Raw genomic sequence first — 14,385 nt, forward strand, 5'->3', positions numbered from 1 at the left:
CCTCCCGATCGGTGGTCGCATCGTCCGCGAAGCGACGATCACCGGTCGCGTCGGGCACGTACTTCACACAGACAACGATCCTCAAGCTCACGGCCACCTTGTCCTTTCACGGCGCGGAGGGAACTCAGTACCCCCACTAGACCACACTCCGTGCCACAGATCCACTCTTCGGCGGGGCCAAGTGGAGTGATAGGGGACTCGGTGTCCTGGCTGAGGGAACTGAGTGTCAGGTGATCGGGGTCGGGCGGAGCGCGGCGGCCCAGGGCAGGGAGTACCAGGAGAGGAGGGCGAGCAGGGCGGCGCTGGGGAGTTCGGCGACGTAGGCGAATATCTCGGCGGTGCGGAAGGCGTCGCCGCGGTGGGCGGACCAGAGGTCGAAGAACGCGTCCATGGCCAGCAGGACGGCGGTGGCCGAAGCGATCGGGCTGGTGGCGCGGTGGCGGCGGTGGACCAGGGAGGCCAGCGAGAGCAGCGCGGCGGATTCGATCAGGTCCAGCCAGACCCAGGAGTTGGAGAGGTTGCGGGCACCGAAGTGGCCGCGGACGTTCAGGGCCAGGTCGACGATCCACGGCAGGAGCAGCACGGCGGCGACGCGGAACGCGATCGACAGACAACGCAGCACCGCGCCCTCGTGGTTGGCCAGGGCCTTGCGGAAGCCGGGGCGGAACCTGGGACGGGACGCGGGGCGGATTGCGGGCACGCCGTGATCATAGGGCGGACGGCCGGTCGGGCGGGTGGCTCGGCGGGTGAGTGGCCGGTCGGGTGGGTGGCTCGGCGGGTGAGTGGCTGGTTGGGTGGGTGGCGCGTCGGGTGAGTGGCGCGTCGGGTGAGTGGCTGGTCGGGTGGGTGGCGCGTCGGGCGGGTGGACGAGAAGGGGCCGCCCGCGTGTGTGCGCGGGCGGCCGTAGTGAGGGGAGTGCGGGCCGGTCAGGCCGCGCGGCGCAGGCGGACCGTGGAGTCGCGGTGCGGGCGGGCGTCGGGGTCGGTGACGGGGTGCTCGGGGTGGTCGCGCCGGGGGTGCTCCTCGGCGCGCTCCACCGTCCAGGCGCCCGGGGCCAGGTGCAGGGAGTCGAGCACCTCGGCGGGGGTGGGGAAGGTCATCCCGGCGTGCTTGTGGTTGTGCTCGTCGTCGTTGTGGGCGTCGTTGTGCGCGTGGTCGTGGGTGTGCGCGCCGTCCTGCGGGTGCGCCTCGTCGGGGGCGTGGTTCTGGTGCCGGGCGGGGGCGACGGCGTGGCTGACGATCAGCAGGGTGCCGCCGGGGGCGACCGCGTCGGCGGCGTGGCGCAGCACCCGCTCGCGCGGGAACTCGGCTGGGGAGTGCAGGAATTGGGCCGAGACCAGGTCGTAGGAACCGGACGGGAAGGCGTTTGCCAGGTCGGTGCGCTGCCAGCTGATCCGGTCGGCGACGCCGGCGGCCGCGGCGCGGGCGGCGGCCCGGTCCAGGGCGACCTGGGAGATGTCGACGGCGGTGACCCGCCAGCCCTGCTGGGCCAGCCAGATCGCGTCGCCGCCCTCGCCGCAGCCGAGGTCGAGGGCGTGGCCGGGGGCGAGGCCGGTGACCTCGTGGGTGAGCGAGGCGTTGGGCCGGCCGCTCCAGATCTGCTCGCTCTCGCCGTAGCGGGCCTCCCAGAACTCGACGGCCTCGACGGCGAGTCGGGTCTCCTCGGCGATCAGGTCGGCGTTGATGGCGATGGCGGCCCGGAGGCCGTCGGCGGCGGCGACGGCGACCTGGGCCATCGGGTCGGTGAGGTTGCCGGCCGCCCACACGCCGGGGGCCTCGGTGGCGCCGGCCGGGTCGGTGGTGGCGAGGCGCTCGCCGAGCTTGACGCCGTCGCGGACCACGGGGGTCGGGGCGAGGTCGAGACCGGCGAGGAACGGCGCCTGCACGGTCAGGCCGGTGGCGACGCCGAGCGCGTCGCAGTCGATCACGGTGCCGTCGGCGAGCCGGACGCCGGTGAGTGCGTCGGCCTCGTTCCCGGGGAGGACGGCGACGACCTCGCCGGTGTGCACGGTGATGCCGCGGGCGGCGAGTTCGCGCCGCTGCTGCTCGGTGAACGGGCCGGCGTTGTGGGCGAGCAGCGTGACGTCGGAGCTCCACTGGCGCCACAGCAGCGCCTGGTGGACGGCGACGGCGGGCTCGGTGGCGAGCACCGCGATCCGGCGGTCGCGGACCTCCCAGCCGTGGCAGTACGGGCAGTGCAGCACCTGCCGGCCCCAGCGCTCGGCCAGGCCGGGCAGCTCGGGCAGGACGTCGGTGGTGCCGGTGGCCAGCAGCACCCGGCGGGCGTGCACGGCGCTGCCGTCGGAGAGCTCGGCGCGGAAGGCGCCGTCCGGCTGCCGGGTGATGCCGCGCACCTCGGCGTCGTGGAACTCGCCGCCGTACGAGGCGACTTCGGACCGGCCGCGGGCGAGCAGCTCGGTGGGCGGAACGCCCTCCTGGCCGAGCAGGCCGTGAGCGCCCTCGGCGGGCGCGTTGCGCGGCCGGCCGGCGTCGACGACCAGGACGGAGCGGCGGGCCCGGGCCAGGACGAGGGCGCCGCTCAGTCCGGCGGCGCCGCCGCCGACGACCAGGACGTCGTGGTGGCGGGCGGGGTGCGGGTGCGAATCGCGGTGGGTGGCGGTCATGGCTCGATGGTGCGGCGCCGTGGCCGGATTGACAAACAATGTTGCTGAGGTGGCAAATGGAGAGGGTGAGTGGATGTCGAACGGGAGGAGTGCCGAGTTGAGTGAGGACTTCGAGGCGGTGCTGACCGCGGTCGGGCCGCGGCTGCGGGCGATCCGGCAGCAGCGCGGCACCACGCTCGCGCAGCTCAGCGAGGAGACCGGCATCTCGGTGAGCACGCTCTCCCGGCTGGAGTCGGGCGGCCGCCGGCCGACCCTGGAGCTGCTGCTGCCGCTGGCCCGGGCGCACGGCGTGGCACTGGACGAGCTGGTGGACGCCCCGCCGACGGGCGACCCGCGGGTGCGGCTGCGTCCGTTCGTCCGGCACGGGTGGACGTACCTGCCGCTGGCCCGCAACCTCGGCGGGATGCAGGCGTACAAGACGATCGTCCCGCCGGGGACCCGGGAGGATGCCGAGCAGCGCACCCACGAGGGCCACGAGTGGCTGTACGTGCTGTCGGGCCAGCTGCGGCTGCGGCTCGGCGAGCACGACGTGGTGCTGAAGGCGGGCGAGGCGGCCGAGTTCGACACCCGCACGCCGCACGTGTTCACCAACGCGGGCTCGACGCCGGTGGAGTTCCTGAGCCTGTTCGGACCGCAGGGGGAGCGGGTGCATGTGCGGGCGCGGACCACGGGCAAGGAGAGTTGACGGCCGTCAGGGCAGAGTGCTTGCTGGAGGTGCCGAAGTGCCGGGTGTGGAGCGTCAGTTGACGAGCGCGGTGGCGACGCCGTACACGATCGGGCCGTAGGCGGCCGTGAGCTCGAGGCCACTGGAGCAGATGCTCGGGCCGGAGTACTTGGTGAAGGGCTGTTGGACCAGGTCGATCCGCGACGGGTTGCCGGTGTGGTTGCCGTTCAGGCTGTTCGCACGGAGGACGCAAGTGGCGGTTCCGGCCAACGTCTTGAAGACGATGGTGGTCTGGATGATGCCCGCCGAGTTCGGGTAGAGAGCGACCGGGTTGCCGGGCGCGTTGTAGAAGGCGAGTGTGTACGGCAGGTAGTCCATGGTCAGGCTGTTCACGCCGGTGACACCGACCACGTTGGAGGTGCAGCCGCTGAACGTCAGTACGTTGACCGGGCCGGAGAGGACGCCCGGGGCACTCGGGTCGGCGGCGACCGTGCTGCTGAGGTGGGAGACGGTGCATTGGAAGCCGGTGGTGGTGCCCGGCCAGTACAGCGTCGCCACGCTGCCGGAGACCAGGTCTGCGGACAGGGGGGTGCCGGCGGTGACGGCGGGGCTGTTGGTGTGGCGGGCCGGGGTTCTGGGCATGGCGCCGGCGGTGCCGGCCGGGAGGGCGATCAGGGCGGTGACGGCGGCGAGGGCGGCGGCGAAGAGGCGGTTGCGCACGAGGGTTCCTTCCGTTGGGGGAGAAGGTGCATGTGCGGGCGCTGTGCCGAACTTCCGGGTCGGGTACGTCAGTTGACGAGACCGGTGGCGCCTTGCGTGACCGGGCCGTAGGAAGCGGAGAAGTCGATGGACGAGAAGCAGAGGCTCGGGCCGGCCGCCTTGGTGAGGTTCTGGGCGCTCAGGTTGAGCTGCGTCAGGTTGTTGGTGGCGTTACCGTTCAGGACGTTCGCGCGGAAGACGCACGTGAGGTTTCCGGCCAGCGTCCTGGTGACGAGGGTGGCCTGGAGGTAGCCCGCCGAGGTCGGGAGGAAAACGAGCGGGTTGCTGGGCGCGTCGGAGACGGCGAGCGTGTACGGCAGGTTGTCCATGGTCAGGCTGGTCACGGAGACGAAGCCGGGAATGTTGGTGGTGCAGCCGCCGAAGGTGAGCGTGTCGACCGGGCCGGACAAGGTGCCCGGGGCGTTCGGGTCGGCGGCGAGCGTGCCGCCGAGGTGGGAGGCGGTGCACTTGAAGCCCGAGGTGGTGCCCGGGGAGTACATCGTCACCACGGTGCCGGGGACGAGGTCCGCGGACAGCGGGTTGCCGACGGCGGGGAGGGCCGGGGTCTTGGGCGCGGCGCTGGCGGTGCCGGCCGGGAGGGCGAGCAGGGCGATCAGGGCGGTGGTGGCGGCCAGGGCGGCGGCGAAGAGGCGGTTGCGCACGAGGGTTCCTTCCGCAGGGGGAGCGGGGGCGTGTGCCGGCCAGGGTGTGGCGGGGTGCCGCGCCCCGGGGAGGGCGCGGCGCCGGGGTGGCTGGTGCGGGGTGTTACTGGACGAGGACGATGCCGCCGTTGCCCGGGGCGGTGTCCGTGACCGGGCCGTAGGAGGCGGTGAAGTCGATGTTCGCGGAGCAGATGCTCGGCCCGGCGATCTTGAGGTAGCGCTGGAGGAACAGGTTGATCCGCGGCGGGACGTTGGTGGCGTTGGCGTACAGGGTCGACCCGGTGGAGAGGTAGACGCAGGTGGCGGTGCCGGTCACCGTCTTGAGGATCGCGGTGACCTTGGGCTGGGTGCCTGACACCGGGGCGAGCGTGACGGGGTAGCCGGGCGAGTCGGTGACGCTCAGCGTGTAGGGCAGGTAGTCCATGGTCAGGCTGGTCACGCCGGTGACGCCGACCACGTTGGAGGTGCAGCCGCTGAAGGTCAGCGCGTTGATTTGGCTGGACGCGGTGGCGGAGCCGGTGGCGGCGGGGTTGGAGGTGACGTAGCCGGAGAGGTGGGAGGCGGTGCACTTGACGCCAGTGGTGGTGCCCGGGTTGTTCATCGTCGCCACGGTGCCGTTGGTCAGGTCGATCGACATCGGGTCGCCGGGGCTGACGGGCACGTTGTTGGCGGTGTAGAGAACGGCGCCGTCGCTGGCGTAGGCGTCGGCATTGGCGGTTCCGGCCGGGAGGGCGATCAGGGCGGTGGTGGCGGCCAGGGCGGCGGTTCCGGCGAAGAGGCGGTTGCGCACGAGGGTTCCTTCCGGTGGGGGAGCGGGTGCGGGCGCGGACCACGGGCAGGGAGAGCTGACGTCCCGCTATGGCGGAGCGCCGCGCCCCGGGGCGGGCGCGGCGCCGAAGTGCCGGGTGCGGACCGTCAGTTGAATAGGCTGACCGGGCCGTAGGAGGCGGTGAACTCGATGTTCGGGAAGCAGATGCTCGGGCCGGAGGTCTTGGTGAGGGGCTGCTTGACCAGGTCGATCTGCGTCTGGCCGTTGGTGACGTTGCCGTTCAGGACGCTCGCGTGCAGGACGCAAGTGGCCGTTCCGGCAAGCGTCTTGAGGACGGCGGTGGCCTGGATCACGCTGCCTGCGGAGGGGGTGAGAGCCACCGGGTAGCCGGCCGTGTCGGAGATGCTGAGCGTGTAGGGCAGGTTGTTCAAGGTCAGGCTGGTCACGGAGGTGACGCCGGGCACGTTGGAGGTGCAGCCGCTGAACGTCAGCACGTTGACCGGGCCGGACAGGGTGGGTGTGTTCGGGTTGGCGGCGAGTGTGCCGTCGATGTGGGAGGCGGTGCACTTGACGCCGGTGGTGGTGCCCGGGTTGTACATCGTGGCCACGGTGCCGTAGGCGAGGTCCGTGGACAGCGGGCCGCCGATGTTGATCGTGTGGAGAGCCGGGGTTCGGGTCATGGCGTCGGCGGTGCCGGCCGGGAGGGCGATCAGGGCGGTGGTGGCGGCCAGGGCGGCGGCTCCGGCGAAGAGGCGGTTGCGCATGAGGGTTCCTTCCGGTGGGGGAGGCGGGTGTGGGCGCGGACCACGGGCAGGGAGAGTTGACGTCCCGCTGTGGCGGAGCGCCGCGCCCCGGGGAGGGCGCGGCGCCGAAGTGCCGGGTGCGGAGCGTCAGTTGACGAGAACGACCTGGCCGTTGCCCGGAGCGGTGTCGGTGACGGGGCCGTAGGAGGCCGTGAACTCGATGCTCGGGAAGCAGATGCTCGGGCCGGAGGTCTTGGTGAGGAGCTGCTTGACCAGGTTGATCTGCGGCGGGACGTTGGTGGCGTTGCCGTTCAGGACGCTCGCGTGCAGGACGCAAGTGGCGGTTCCGGCAAGCGTCTTGAGGACGGCGGTGGCCTGGATCACGCCTGCGGAGGGGGTGAGAGCCACCGGGTAGCCGGCCGTGTCGGAGATGGCGAGCGTGTACGGCAGGTTGTTCATGGTCAGGCTGATCACGCCGGTGACGCCGGGCACGTTGGAGGTGCAGCCGCTGAACGTCAGTGTGTTGACCGGGCCGGACGCGGTGCCGCTGGTGGTCGGGGAGACGAGGGGGTTGGTGCCGACGGTGCCGCCGATGTGGGAGGCGGTGCAGGTGACGCCGGTGGTGGTGCCGGGATTGAACATGGTTGCCGCGGTGCCGGTGACCAGGTCGGCGGAGAGCGCGTCGCCGGCGTTCACGGCGACGCCGCTGCTGGTGTAGAGGAGGGGCCCGGCCACGGTGGCGTTGGCGGTGCCGGTCTGGAGGGCGACCAGGGCGGTGGCGGCGATCAGGGCGCCGGCGCCGGCGACGAGACGGTTGCGCATGAGGGTTCCTTCCGGTGGGTGGGGCGTCCGGTGAGGGGTGGCCCCGGCCGGGTGGCCGGGGCGCTGCTCCGGGGGTGCGGAGCGCGTGCCCGCCCGCGGGGGCGGGCACGAGTCGGTGGGGGAGCGGCCGGCGGCCGCTTCATGAACGGGTCAGTGGGCGGCGCTGGCGTTCATCGCGGCGGTCAGGTCGGAGAGGCTCTCGTCCAGCGCGAAGTTGGCGTTGGTCTGCTGGAAGCTCACCGAGTTCTTGCCGGGCGTGGCGGGCAGGTTCATGGTCCAGTTGATGATCTGGTTGAGCGAACCGAGCAGGCCGCAGCCGTTGGCGCCGGGTACCGAGAAGGTGTTGTCGACCAGGTTCGCGTTGTTCTCGGAGATCACCAGCGCGTTGTGGCCGTTCGGGTCCATGTTGAGGTCGACGGTGCCCGGGTCGCCGGTCATGGGGGCGGTCGGCGCGGGCGGGGCGGTGGTGCCGGTGGTGGGCTTCAGCACCAGCGGCGCGGAGTTGGAGCCGACGTAGCAGTCCGGGCCGAACAGCGCGTTGAACAGGTGCAGCTTGATCGGCAGCTGGAAGACGGGGTACGGCTCGCCGGTCGCCATCGGGGTGAACTTGGTGACGGGGCCCGCCAGTTCCACCTGGGCGAAGACGCTGGTGATGCCCGGCAGGAAGTTCGCGATGCCCGGGATGGTGATCTCCACCATCGGCGCGCTCATCAGTGGGCCGTTGGTGGGCGGCACCACGGTGTACTGGTTGGCGGTGGTGCCGTCCGGGAAGGTCACCGTGGGCCCGGACTTGTCCCAGTAGAAGCCGAACTGGAGCTTGATCGGGGAGTTGAACGGCACCACGGTGCTGCCCAAGGTGAACTTGCCGCCATTGGTGACCGACACCATGCAGCCGACCTGGAGGTTCGCCGGGTTCGTCATGGCGGGCGCGGTCAGCGGGCAGTTGCCCATGCCGGTGTACGGCCCGCCCGGTGCGGCGGCGGAGGCCGGGACGGTGCCGGCCAGCAGCGCGGCACTGGCCAGCGCGGCCGGGACGGCGAGGCGGCCGAGCAGCCGCCGGGAGCCGCGGCGGGCGGCGGGGCGGTCGGAGCTGCTGGCGGAGTGGTCCGGCTGGGTACGGCGCATGGTGGGGGAACTCCTCACGGCAAGGGGTCGGGGGGTGGCGGGCCCGTGCTGGACGCTTCAACGGCGATGCGACATACGGGTGTTCGGCGAGTGGGCGGGTCGCTCGACGCCACGAGCGGCCGGCCCGACGGCGCACGGCTGCACCTGCCGGCGGGCGGTCCGTGGTACCGGGGCGGTCGGTACCGCCGGGGCGGAACCTGGTGCCGGGGCGGAACGTGATACCGGGGCGGAACGTGGTACCGGGGCGGAACGTTGGTGCCGGGCGCGGCGCCCGGGGTCGCGAGGGCGCCGACAGTCGGGGCGGAAAATCACCCGGGGCCGCGCCTTCACAGCGCGGGGTTACCGCCGGGTACATCGCCAAGTTCTATGGGGGGTCGGACGGCAACGTCAAGGAGATGTGCGGAAGTTGGCAGGTCGGTGAGCGGAGTTCGAGTGCCCCCTCGACCCAATGGCCTCACCTGTCACAGAAGTTGACTGATGTTCAGATGTGTGGGGACGGTGCGCGAAGTATTGACCCGCCATGTACCCCGGGGTAACTTCCAGACAGCTCGCAGGGTATGAGATAGATCGTCAATTCCGTTGCAGGAAAAGATCGTTGACGCATCCGTCCACGCCAGGACCTCACCGCCGGCGAGTAGCACATCCCCCACTCGAACCCTCTGGAGCTGCACATGCCCCACCCCGCAGAACAACCCGCCGCCACCGCCTCGGGGCGTGGCCGGGTCCGGCTGCGCCGCGCCGCACTGATGGCGATACCCGCCTGCGTGACCGCCGGCGTCCTGGTGACCCTGACCGCGCAGAACGTCCTCGCCAACCAGTTCTCCATCTCCGGCATGGCGTTCGAGGTCACCGCCGACCGTTTGCACGGCACCGGGGTCGCGCAGTTCGGCGTACTGGACAACATGATCGAGAACAGCCCGAACGCCGGCGACACCGGCGGCCAGCTGTTCCTGATCCAGACCGCCGTCAAGTCGGCCGACCTGACCAAGCTCTGCCAGAGCGTCAACCTGGGCGGCATCAACCTGCTGATCACGGCGGGCGACAAGGGCACCCCGGTGCACGCAGAGAACCTCACCACCGACTCCGACCTGATGAGCGGCGAGGCCGAGTTCAAGGGCCTCGAAGTCGGCCGTGACGCCAGCACCTTCGACAAGGGCCCGGTCCAGGGCCCGCCCGGAATGTTCGGCCAGCAGGGCGACGAGGTGACCGTCGACCACTTCCGCCAGCGGAACTACGCCACCACCGCCGGAGTCTTCAAGCTGCCCAACATGCACCTCAGCTTCAGCACCGATGGCTGCTGAGTTCGACTCGGCACCGGACCGGGCGGCCGAGAACACCGCGGCCGCCCGGCCCACCGGTCCCGAAAACCCCGCCGTGGACGCCCCGCCGGCCGCTCCCGCCCGCACCGGCTTCGCGGGCTGGCGCGACCGCCGCCCGTTCTGGGGCGGACTGCTGGTCACCCTGGCCGGCGCCGAGATCCTGTTCACCGAAAAAGCCCCGATGCACATGGTCATCCGCATCGGACTGCTCGGCCTGGCCGGCTACGTCATCCCGACCCTCATGGTGCTCTGCGGACTGCTGCTGATCTTCCACCCCGTGCAGCGGCTCTTCTACTCCCTGGTCGCGGTCCTCGCCACCCTCGGCAGCTGGATCACCTCCAACATCGGCGGGTTCTTCATCGGCCTGCTGCTCGGCCTGGTCGGCAGCACCCTGGCCTTCGGCTGGCTCCCCGACCAACCCTTGAGCAAGCGCAAGGCGCGCCGCCTCGCGGAACACGAAGCGACCCCGGTCTAGGCCGGGGCGGCCCACGGCGCGGGAGCGTGGCCTGCGCCGTGCGCACCGTCCGCGACCCCCGCACACCGAGCGGTCGGGGGCCGCGGACGGCATTCCCGGGTCCGCCTGCTGCCGCCGCCTCCGCCTGCCGTGGCCTCCGTTCGGCGCGGACGGCGCGGACGGCGCGGACAGCGCTCCGGTGTACGCCGTACGCATCGCACCCGTCGCACGCTTGGTAGCTTGAGCCGAGGACGGCCCAGCAGTGGCCGGGCGAACAGAACAGGACGGTCCGGTGCGAGTACTGCCATGCGGGAGCGACGCCGTCCTGGTCGAGGTCGACACCGCCGACCAGGTCCAGCAGCTGCACGGTGCACTGCGCACCGCACCACCCACCGGCGTCACCGAACTCGTCCCCGCCGCCCGCACCGTGCTGGTCCGCTACGACCCCCGCGTCACCGACCCGCACCGCCTGCGTGCCGCCCTCGCCGCCCTGCCGCGCACCGCCGCCGCCCGCACCGCCGACGAGCCCGACGCCATCCGCGTGCCCGTCCGCTACGACGGACCCGACCTCGCGGAGGTCGCCGCCCGCGCCGGGCTGACCGAACGCCAGGTGATCGAACGGCACACCGCCGCGCACTACCGCGTCGCGTTCTGCGGCTTCGCCCCCGGCTTCGCCTACCTCACCGGCCTCGACCCGCGACTGCGCCTGCCCCGCCGCAGCGAACCCCGCACCCGGGTGCCCGCCGGATCCGTCGCCGTCGCCGACGAGTACACCGGCATCTACCCCAGCCCCTCGCCCGGCGGCTGGCACCTGCTCGGCAGCACCGCACTCACCCTGTGGGACCCCGCCGCCGACCCGCCCACCCGACTGCGCCCAGGCACCGCCGTCCGCTTCGTCGAGGTCGTCGACGCCCGGGAGAGCGCCGGGAGCGGATCATGACGCGCGCCGAACTGCTGGTCGTCCGCGCCGGGTTCGGCGCCACCGTGCAGGACCTCGGACGCCCCGGGCTGGCCGCGCTCGGCGTCGGCCGGGCCGGGGCCGCCGACCGCGACGCGCTGCGGCTGGCCAACCGGCTGGTCGGCAACCCCGAGGATGCCGCCGGCCTCGAAGCGCCCATGGGCGGACTCGAGTTGGCCTTCCCCCGCGCCACCACCTGCGCGCTCACCGGCGCCGACTGCCCGGCCTGGATCGACGGCCGCGCCGCCGCCGCCCGCACCCCGCTGCGCGTCCCCGCCGGCGCCCGGCTGCGCCTCGGCACCCCCACCCGCGGCCTGCGGGTCTACCTCGCCGTCCGCGGCGGCCTGGACGTCCCCCCGGTGCTCGGCTCGCGCGCCACCGACACCCTCGCCGGAATCGGCCCCGACCGGCTGACGGCCGGCCAACTGCTGCCCCTCGGCGACGCCGCCACCGGCTGGCCCACCGCCGACCACGCCCCGCGACCCGCCCCCGCCGACCGCACCGTGCTGCACGTACTGCCCGGCCCGCGCGAGGACTGGTTCACCGCCGGCGCGCTGCGCACCCTGCTCACCGAGCCGTACACCGTCACCCCCGACAGCGACCGGGTCGGCATGCGGCTGGACGGGCCCGCCCTGGAGCGCGCCCGCACCGGCGAACTCCCCTCCGAGGGCATGGTCGGCGGGGCGCTGCAGGTGCCGCCGTCCGGGCGGCCGATCCTGTTCCTGGCCGACCACCCCGTCACCGGCGGCTACCCCGTCATCGCGGTGGTCCGCCGGGCCGACCTCGGCACCGCCGCGCAGGCCCGCCCCGGCGACACCCTGCACTTCCGGCTGAGCTGAACTTCTGTGGTGCTCAGCCGAGTTGCACCACTCGCGCCCACTCCGGCGGTCGCTCCGGCCGATAGTTCGGATCGTCCTCGTTGATGTGGGAGGGGCGGCGGAACAGGCCGACCACCGTCCGGCAGGCCGGCTGGCGGGACGGCCACGCCGTCTGGCCGTCCGTCAGCGCCACCACCACGTCCGGGGTGGGGCGCAGGCGCAGCGCGGCCGCGAAGCCCTCCCGCAGGTCGGTGCCGCCACCGCCGACCAGCGTCAACATGCTGTCGCCGCCGATCCGTTGGACCTGCCCGGCGGCGGCGTCGCAGGAGATCACCGACAGTAGCTCGCGCCGCCCGCCGAGGGTGCGGGCGATCGCGGCGATCTCCAGCAGCGCGGTGCCCAGCTCCTGGTCGCTGACCGATCCGGAGGTGTCCACCACCACGGCCACCCGCGGCAGTTGGTGGCGCAGCGCGGGCAGTACCACGCCCGGAAGGGCGGTGGCGCGGCGCGCCGGGCGGCCGTACGTGTAGTCGGAGCCCGCGCCCGCGCCGGCCACCGCCGAGCGGACCGCCGCGCCGAGCAACTCCCGCCACGGCTGCGGCGGATGGAACGCCTCCCGGGCCCAGCGCCGCCAGCCCGCCGGGGTCTCGCCCGGCCGCCCGAGGATGCCCTCGGCGACCCGGAACCGGACCAGGTCGCTCTCGTGCGGCTGGAGCCCCTGGCTGCCGTCCGGGCCGAGCTCCCACCCGCGGTCCAGGCCGTCCGCGCAACTTCCGCACTCCACCCAGCCGGTGAGGTCGGTTTGCGGGCCGAGCGTGAACTTCGTCAGGTACTCCTCCATCAGTAGGCCCGGCGGCAGGCGGAGGGTCTCCGGGTAGACGGCGTCCTGCGGGCGGACCAGGCCGTCGCCGAACACGTCGTCGTTGATCTCGCAGTCCGCCGCCAGGTTGATCCGCAGCCGGCCCTCCGGCCCGTACAGCCGGTACTTGCGCATCGCCCGGTCGCCGCGGGCGGCGTGGTCGCGCAGCAGGTGGGAGACCTCGTGCACCCAGATCGAGGCGAGGTCCTCCTCCGACCGGGCGGCCACGAACGCGGGGGAGACGTAGCAGCGCCAGTACCGGTCCACCGCCATGGTCGGCACCTGCGCCGATTCGACCACCTGCATCGCGAACAGCGCGGTGGCCAGGTACGGGCGGGCCCGGACCGCCTGCAGGCGGGCCGCGTACAGCTTCTCCAGGTCCAGCGGCGGCCCGGCCGGGCGGGGTGCGCGCGGGTGGGGTGCGCACTGTTCCGGGTCGTACGGCCGGTGCGGGACGGGTGCGGGGCGGGGCTTCGGCGGGCGCGGCTTCGGCGCGGTTGACGCGGGTGGGGTCGGTATCGATGGGCCCGCGGCCGGGCGGTGCGTGCTCATCGGCGGCCCGCGCCGGCGGCGGCGGTCACCCGGGCGGCGGCCCGGTCGGCCCGGCGGGACAGTTCCAGCGCGCCCGCGAACCGTTCGATCAACGCCGGTACCTCCCAGTCGGGTTGGCGCAGTGAGGTGAGCGTGGTGACGGGTACCACCAGCACGTCCGCGGTGCCGGTCTGCAACGCCCGCGCCATCAACGCCCAGGCGGCGTCCCAGCGTTGCCGGGTCGGCCGGGAGCGGACGGCGGCGACCACCGCGTCCAGCACGGTCTGCCGCAGGTCGCCGCGGGCCGGCAGTTCGGCGTTGTCCGGGTCGGCGAGCAGGTCCTCGGGGGCGGGCAGGTCCATCCGGTCGACGACGGCCAGCAGTTCGAGGCCGGGCCCGTCACCGACCGTGCCGCGCACCAGCATCGACAGCACCTCGCGGGACGAGCCGGCGGCCGAACCGAACGCCAGCAGCCGCACCGTCATCTCCCAACTGCGCGGCGACGGCCAGGCCCTGCCGCGCCGGGTCTCGGCGGACGGCAGCCGGTGGGTCAGTTCGGGTCGCACCGTCAGCAGGTCGCACACCGCGCGGCGGGCGAACTCGACGGCGGCGGGCAGCCGTTCGGCGTCCAGCCGGGGCAGTTCGGCGCGCGGCCACACCCCGCCGAGGCCGCGCACCACCACCTGCGGGTCGTGCATCCAGTCGAGGTGGACGAACCGGTTGGCGAGCGGTGCGCTCAGCTCCCAGCCGTCGGCGGCCGAGGCGCGCGGGTTGGCCGCCGCCACGATCCTTACGCCCGGCGGGAGTTGCAGCGCCCCGATGCGGCGCTCCAGCACCAGGCGGAGCAGTGCCGCCTGCACGGCCGGTGGGGCGGTGGAGAGTTCGTCGAGGAACAGCAGCCCGCGGCCCTGCCGGACCAGGCGCACCGCCCAGTCCGGCGGGGCGAGCGGCACACCGTCGGTGGCCGGGTCCGCGCCGATCACCGGCAGGCCGGAGAAGTCGGACGGCTCGTGCACGCTGGCGATCACCGTGGTGAGCGGCAGGTCGAGTTCGGCGGCGAGCTGGTTCAGTGCGGCGGTCTTGCCGATGCCCGGTTCGCCCCAGAGAAGTACGGGGAGATCGGCGGCGACGGCGAGGGTCAGGGCCTCGATCTGGAGGTCCTGGCGGGGTTCGGTGGTGGACTCGGCGAGAAGCGTCAACAGGTTGTCGGCGACGTCGAGTTGGGCAGTGGAAGGCATGGGTGATCACCTGGGGAGGGAAGGGTCGGATGCCGGTGCT

The 14,385-nt window shown here is 73.0% G+C and carries 15 protein-coding genes and 1 pseudogene; 5 read left to right on the forward strand and 11 right to left on the reverse strand.

Annotated features, from left to right (window positions below):
• The 3 genes and pseudogenes from ACFYS8_RS36030 to ACFYS8_RS36040 form a co-directional block, all read right to left on the reverse strand.
• Positions 1 to 91: pseudogene (locus ACFYS8_RS36030) on the reverse strand (electron transfer flavoprotein subunit beta); the annotation flags it as partial.
• 135 nt (positions 92 to 226) lie between these two features.
• Complete coding sequence (locus ACFYS8_RS36035; RefSeq protein ID WP_387649786.1) at positions 227 to 700, reverse strand: hypothetical protein; 474 nt, start codon at positions 698 to 700, stop codon at positions 227 to 229.
• Between the two features lie 226 nt (positions 701 to 926).
• Complete coding sequence (locus ACFYS8_RS36040; RefSeq protein ID WP_387649789.1) at positions 927 to 2,624, reverse strand: FAD-dependent oxidoreductase; 1,698 nt, start codon at positions 2,622 to 2,624, stop codon at positions 927 to 929.
• 73 nt (positions 2,625 to 2,697) lie between these two features.
• Here ACFYS8_RS36040 and ACFYS8_RS36045 point away from each other — a divergent pair, with 73 nt between their 5' ends.
• Positions 2,698 to 3,309, forward strand: a complete 612-nt coding sequence (locus ACFYS8_RS36045; protein WP_387649792.1) for a helix-turn-helix domain-containing protein — start codon at positions 2,698 to 2,700, stop codon at positions 3,307 to 3,309.
• Between the two features lie 54 nt (positions 3,310 to 3,363).
• On the opposite strand, the gene ACFYS8_RS36050 is transcribed toward ACFYS8_RS36045, so the two are convergent.
• The 6 genes from ACFYS8_RS36050 to ACFYS8_RS36075 all read right to left on the reverse strand — a co-directional run bounded on the left by ACFYS8_RS36050 (position 3,364) and on the right by ACFYS8_RS36075 (position 8,168).
• Positions 3,364 to 4,008, reverse strand: coding sequence for a Tat pathway signal sequence domain protein (locus ACFYS8_RS36050; protein ID WP_387649795.1), 645 nt, complete (start codon positions 4,006 to 4,008; stop codon positions 3,364 to 3,366).
• A 68-nt stretch (positions 4,009 to 4,076) separates the two neighbouring features.
• Positions 4,077 to 4,709, reverse strand: a complete 633-nt coding sequence (locus ACFYS8_RS36055) for a Tat pathway signal sequence domain protein (RefSeq protein ID WP_387649797.1) — start codon at positions 4,707 to 4,709, stop codon at positions 4,077 to 4,079.
• A 103-nt stretch (positions 4,710 to 4,812) separates the two neighbouring features.
• Positions 4,813 to 5,499, reverse strand: coding sequence for a Tat pathway signal sequence domain protein (locus ACFYS8_RS36060; RefSeq protein ID WP_387649798.1), 687 nt, complete (start codon positions 5,497 to 5,499; stop codon positions 4,813 to 4,815).
• A gap of 125 nt (positions 5,500 to 5,624) precedes the next feature.
• Positions 5,625 to 6,242 (reverse strand): Tat pathway signal sequence domain protein, encoded by a 618-nt coding sequence (locus tag ACFYS8_RS36065; protein WP_387649800.1) that lies wholly within the window; start codon positions 6,240 to 6,242, stop codon positions 5,625 to 5,627.
• A gap of 126 nt (positions 6,243 to 6,368) precedes the next feature.
• A complete protein-coding gene (locus ACFYS8_RS36070; RefSeq protein ID WP_387649802.1) occupies positions 6,369 to 7,043 on the reverse strand; it encodes a Tat pathway signal sequence domain protein in 675 nt (224 codons plus the stop codon).
• Positions 7,044 to 7,193: 150 nt separating this feature from the next.
• Positions 7,194 to 8,168 carry a hypothetical protein gene (locus tag ACFYS8_RS36075; protein WP_387649805.1) on the reverse strand — a complete coding sequence of 325 codons (975 nt, stop codon included), beginning with the start codon at positions 8,166 to 8,168 and terminating at the stop codon, positions 7,194 to 7,196.
• A 671-nt stretch (positions 8,169 to 8,839) separates the two neighbouring features.
• On the opposite strand from ACFYS8_RS36075, the gene ACFYS8_RS36080 reads away from it, so the two are divergent.
• The 4 genes from ACFYS8_RS36080 to ACFYS8_RS36095 all read left to right on the forward strand — a co-directional run bounded on the left by ACFYS8_RS36080 (position 8,840) and on the right by ACFYS8_RS36095 (position 11,738).
• Positions 8,840 to 9,469, forward strand: a complete 630-nt coding sequence (locus tag ACFYS8_RS36080; protein ID WP_387649807.1) for a DUF6230 family protein — start codon at positions 8,840 to 8,842, stop codon at positions 9,467 to 9,469.
• The gene (locus ACFYS8_RS36085) at positions 9,459 to 9,962 is read left to right on the forward strand and encodes a DUF6114 domain-containing protein (protein WP_387649810.1); all 504 of its coding nucleotides are present in this window, start codon (positions 9,459 to 9,461) and stop codon (positions 9,960 to 9,962) included. The genes ACFYS8_RS36080 and ACFYS8_RS36085 overlap by 11 nt, the downstream gene beginning before the upstream one ends.
• 271 nt (positions 9,963 to 10,233) lie before the next feature.
• Positions 10,234 to 10,881 (forward strand): 5-oxoprolinase subunit PxpB, encoded by a 648-nt coding sequence (pxpB, locus tag ACFYS8_RS36090; RefSeq protein ID WP_387649813.1) that lies wholly within the window; start codon positions 10,234 to 10,236, stop codon positions 10,879 to 10,881.
• On the forward strand, positions 10,878 to 11,738 hold the full coding sequence (locus ACFYS8_RS36095; RefSeq protein ID WP_387649816.1) for a biotin-dependent carboxyltransferase family protein: 861 nt from the start codon (positions 10,878 to 10,880) through the stop codon (positions 11,736 to 11,738). The genes pxpB and ACFYS8_RS36095 overlap by 4 nt, the downstream gene beginning before the upstream one ends.
• A 13-nt stretch (positions 11,739 to 11,751) precedes the next feature.
• Here the strand turns inward: ACFYS8_RS36095 and ACFYS8_RS36100 are convergent, their stop codons facing one another.
• Both ACFYS8_RS36100 and ACFYS8_RS36105 read right to left on the reverse strand, forming a co-directional pair.
• Entirely contained in the window at positions 11,752 to 13,128 is a 1,377-nt protein-coding gene (locus ACFYS8_RS36100) for a VWA-like domain-containing protein (protein ID WP_387649818.1), read from the reverse strand.
• On the reverse strand, positions 13,125 to 14,345 hold the full coding sequence (locus tag ACFYS8_RS36105) for an AAA family ATPase (protein ID WP_387649821.1): 1,221 nt from the start codon (positions 14,343 to 14,345) through the stop codon (positions 13,125 to 13,127). The genes ACFYS8_RS36100 and ACFYS8_RS36105 overlap by 4 nt, the downstream gene beginning before the upstream one ends.
• Positions 14,346 to 14,385: the final 40 nt, after the last annotated feature.

The sequence above is a fragment of the Kitasatospora sp. NPDC004615 genome (assembly GCF_042873545.1).
GTDB lineage: Bacteria > Actinomycetota > Actinomycetes > Streptomycetales > Streptomycetaceae > Kitasatospora.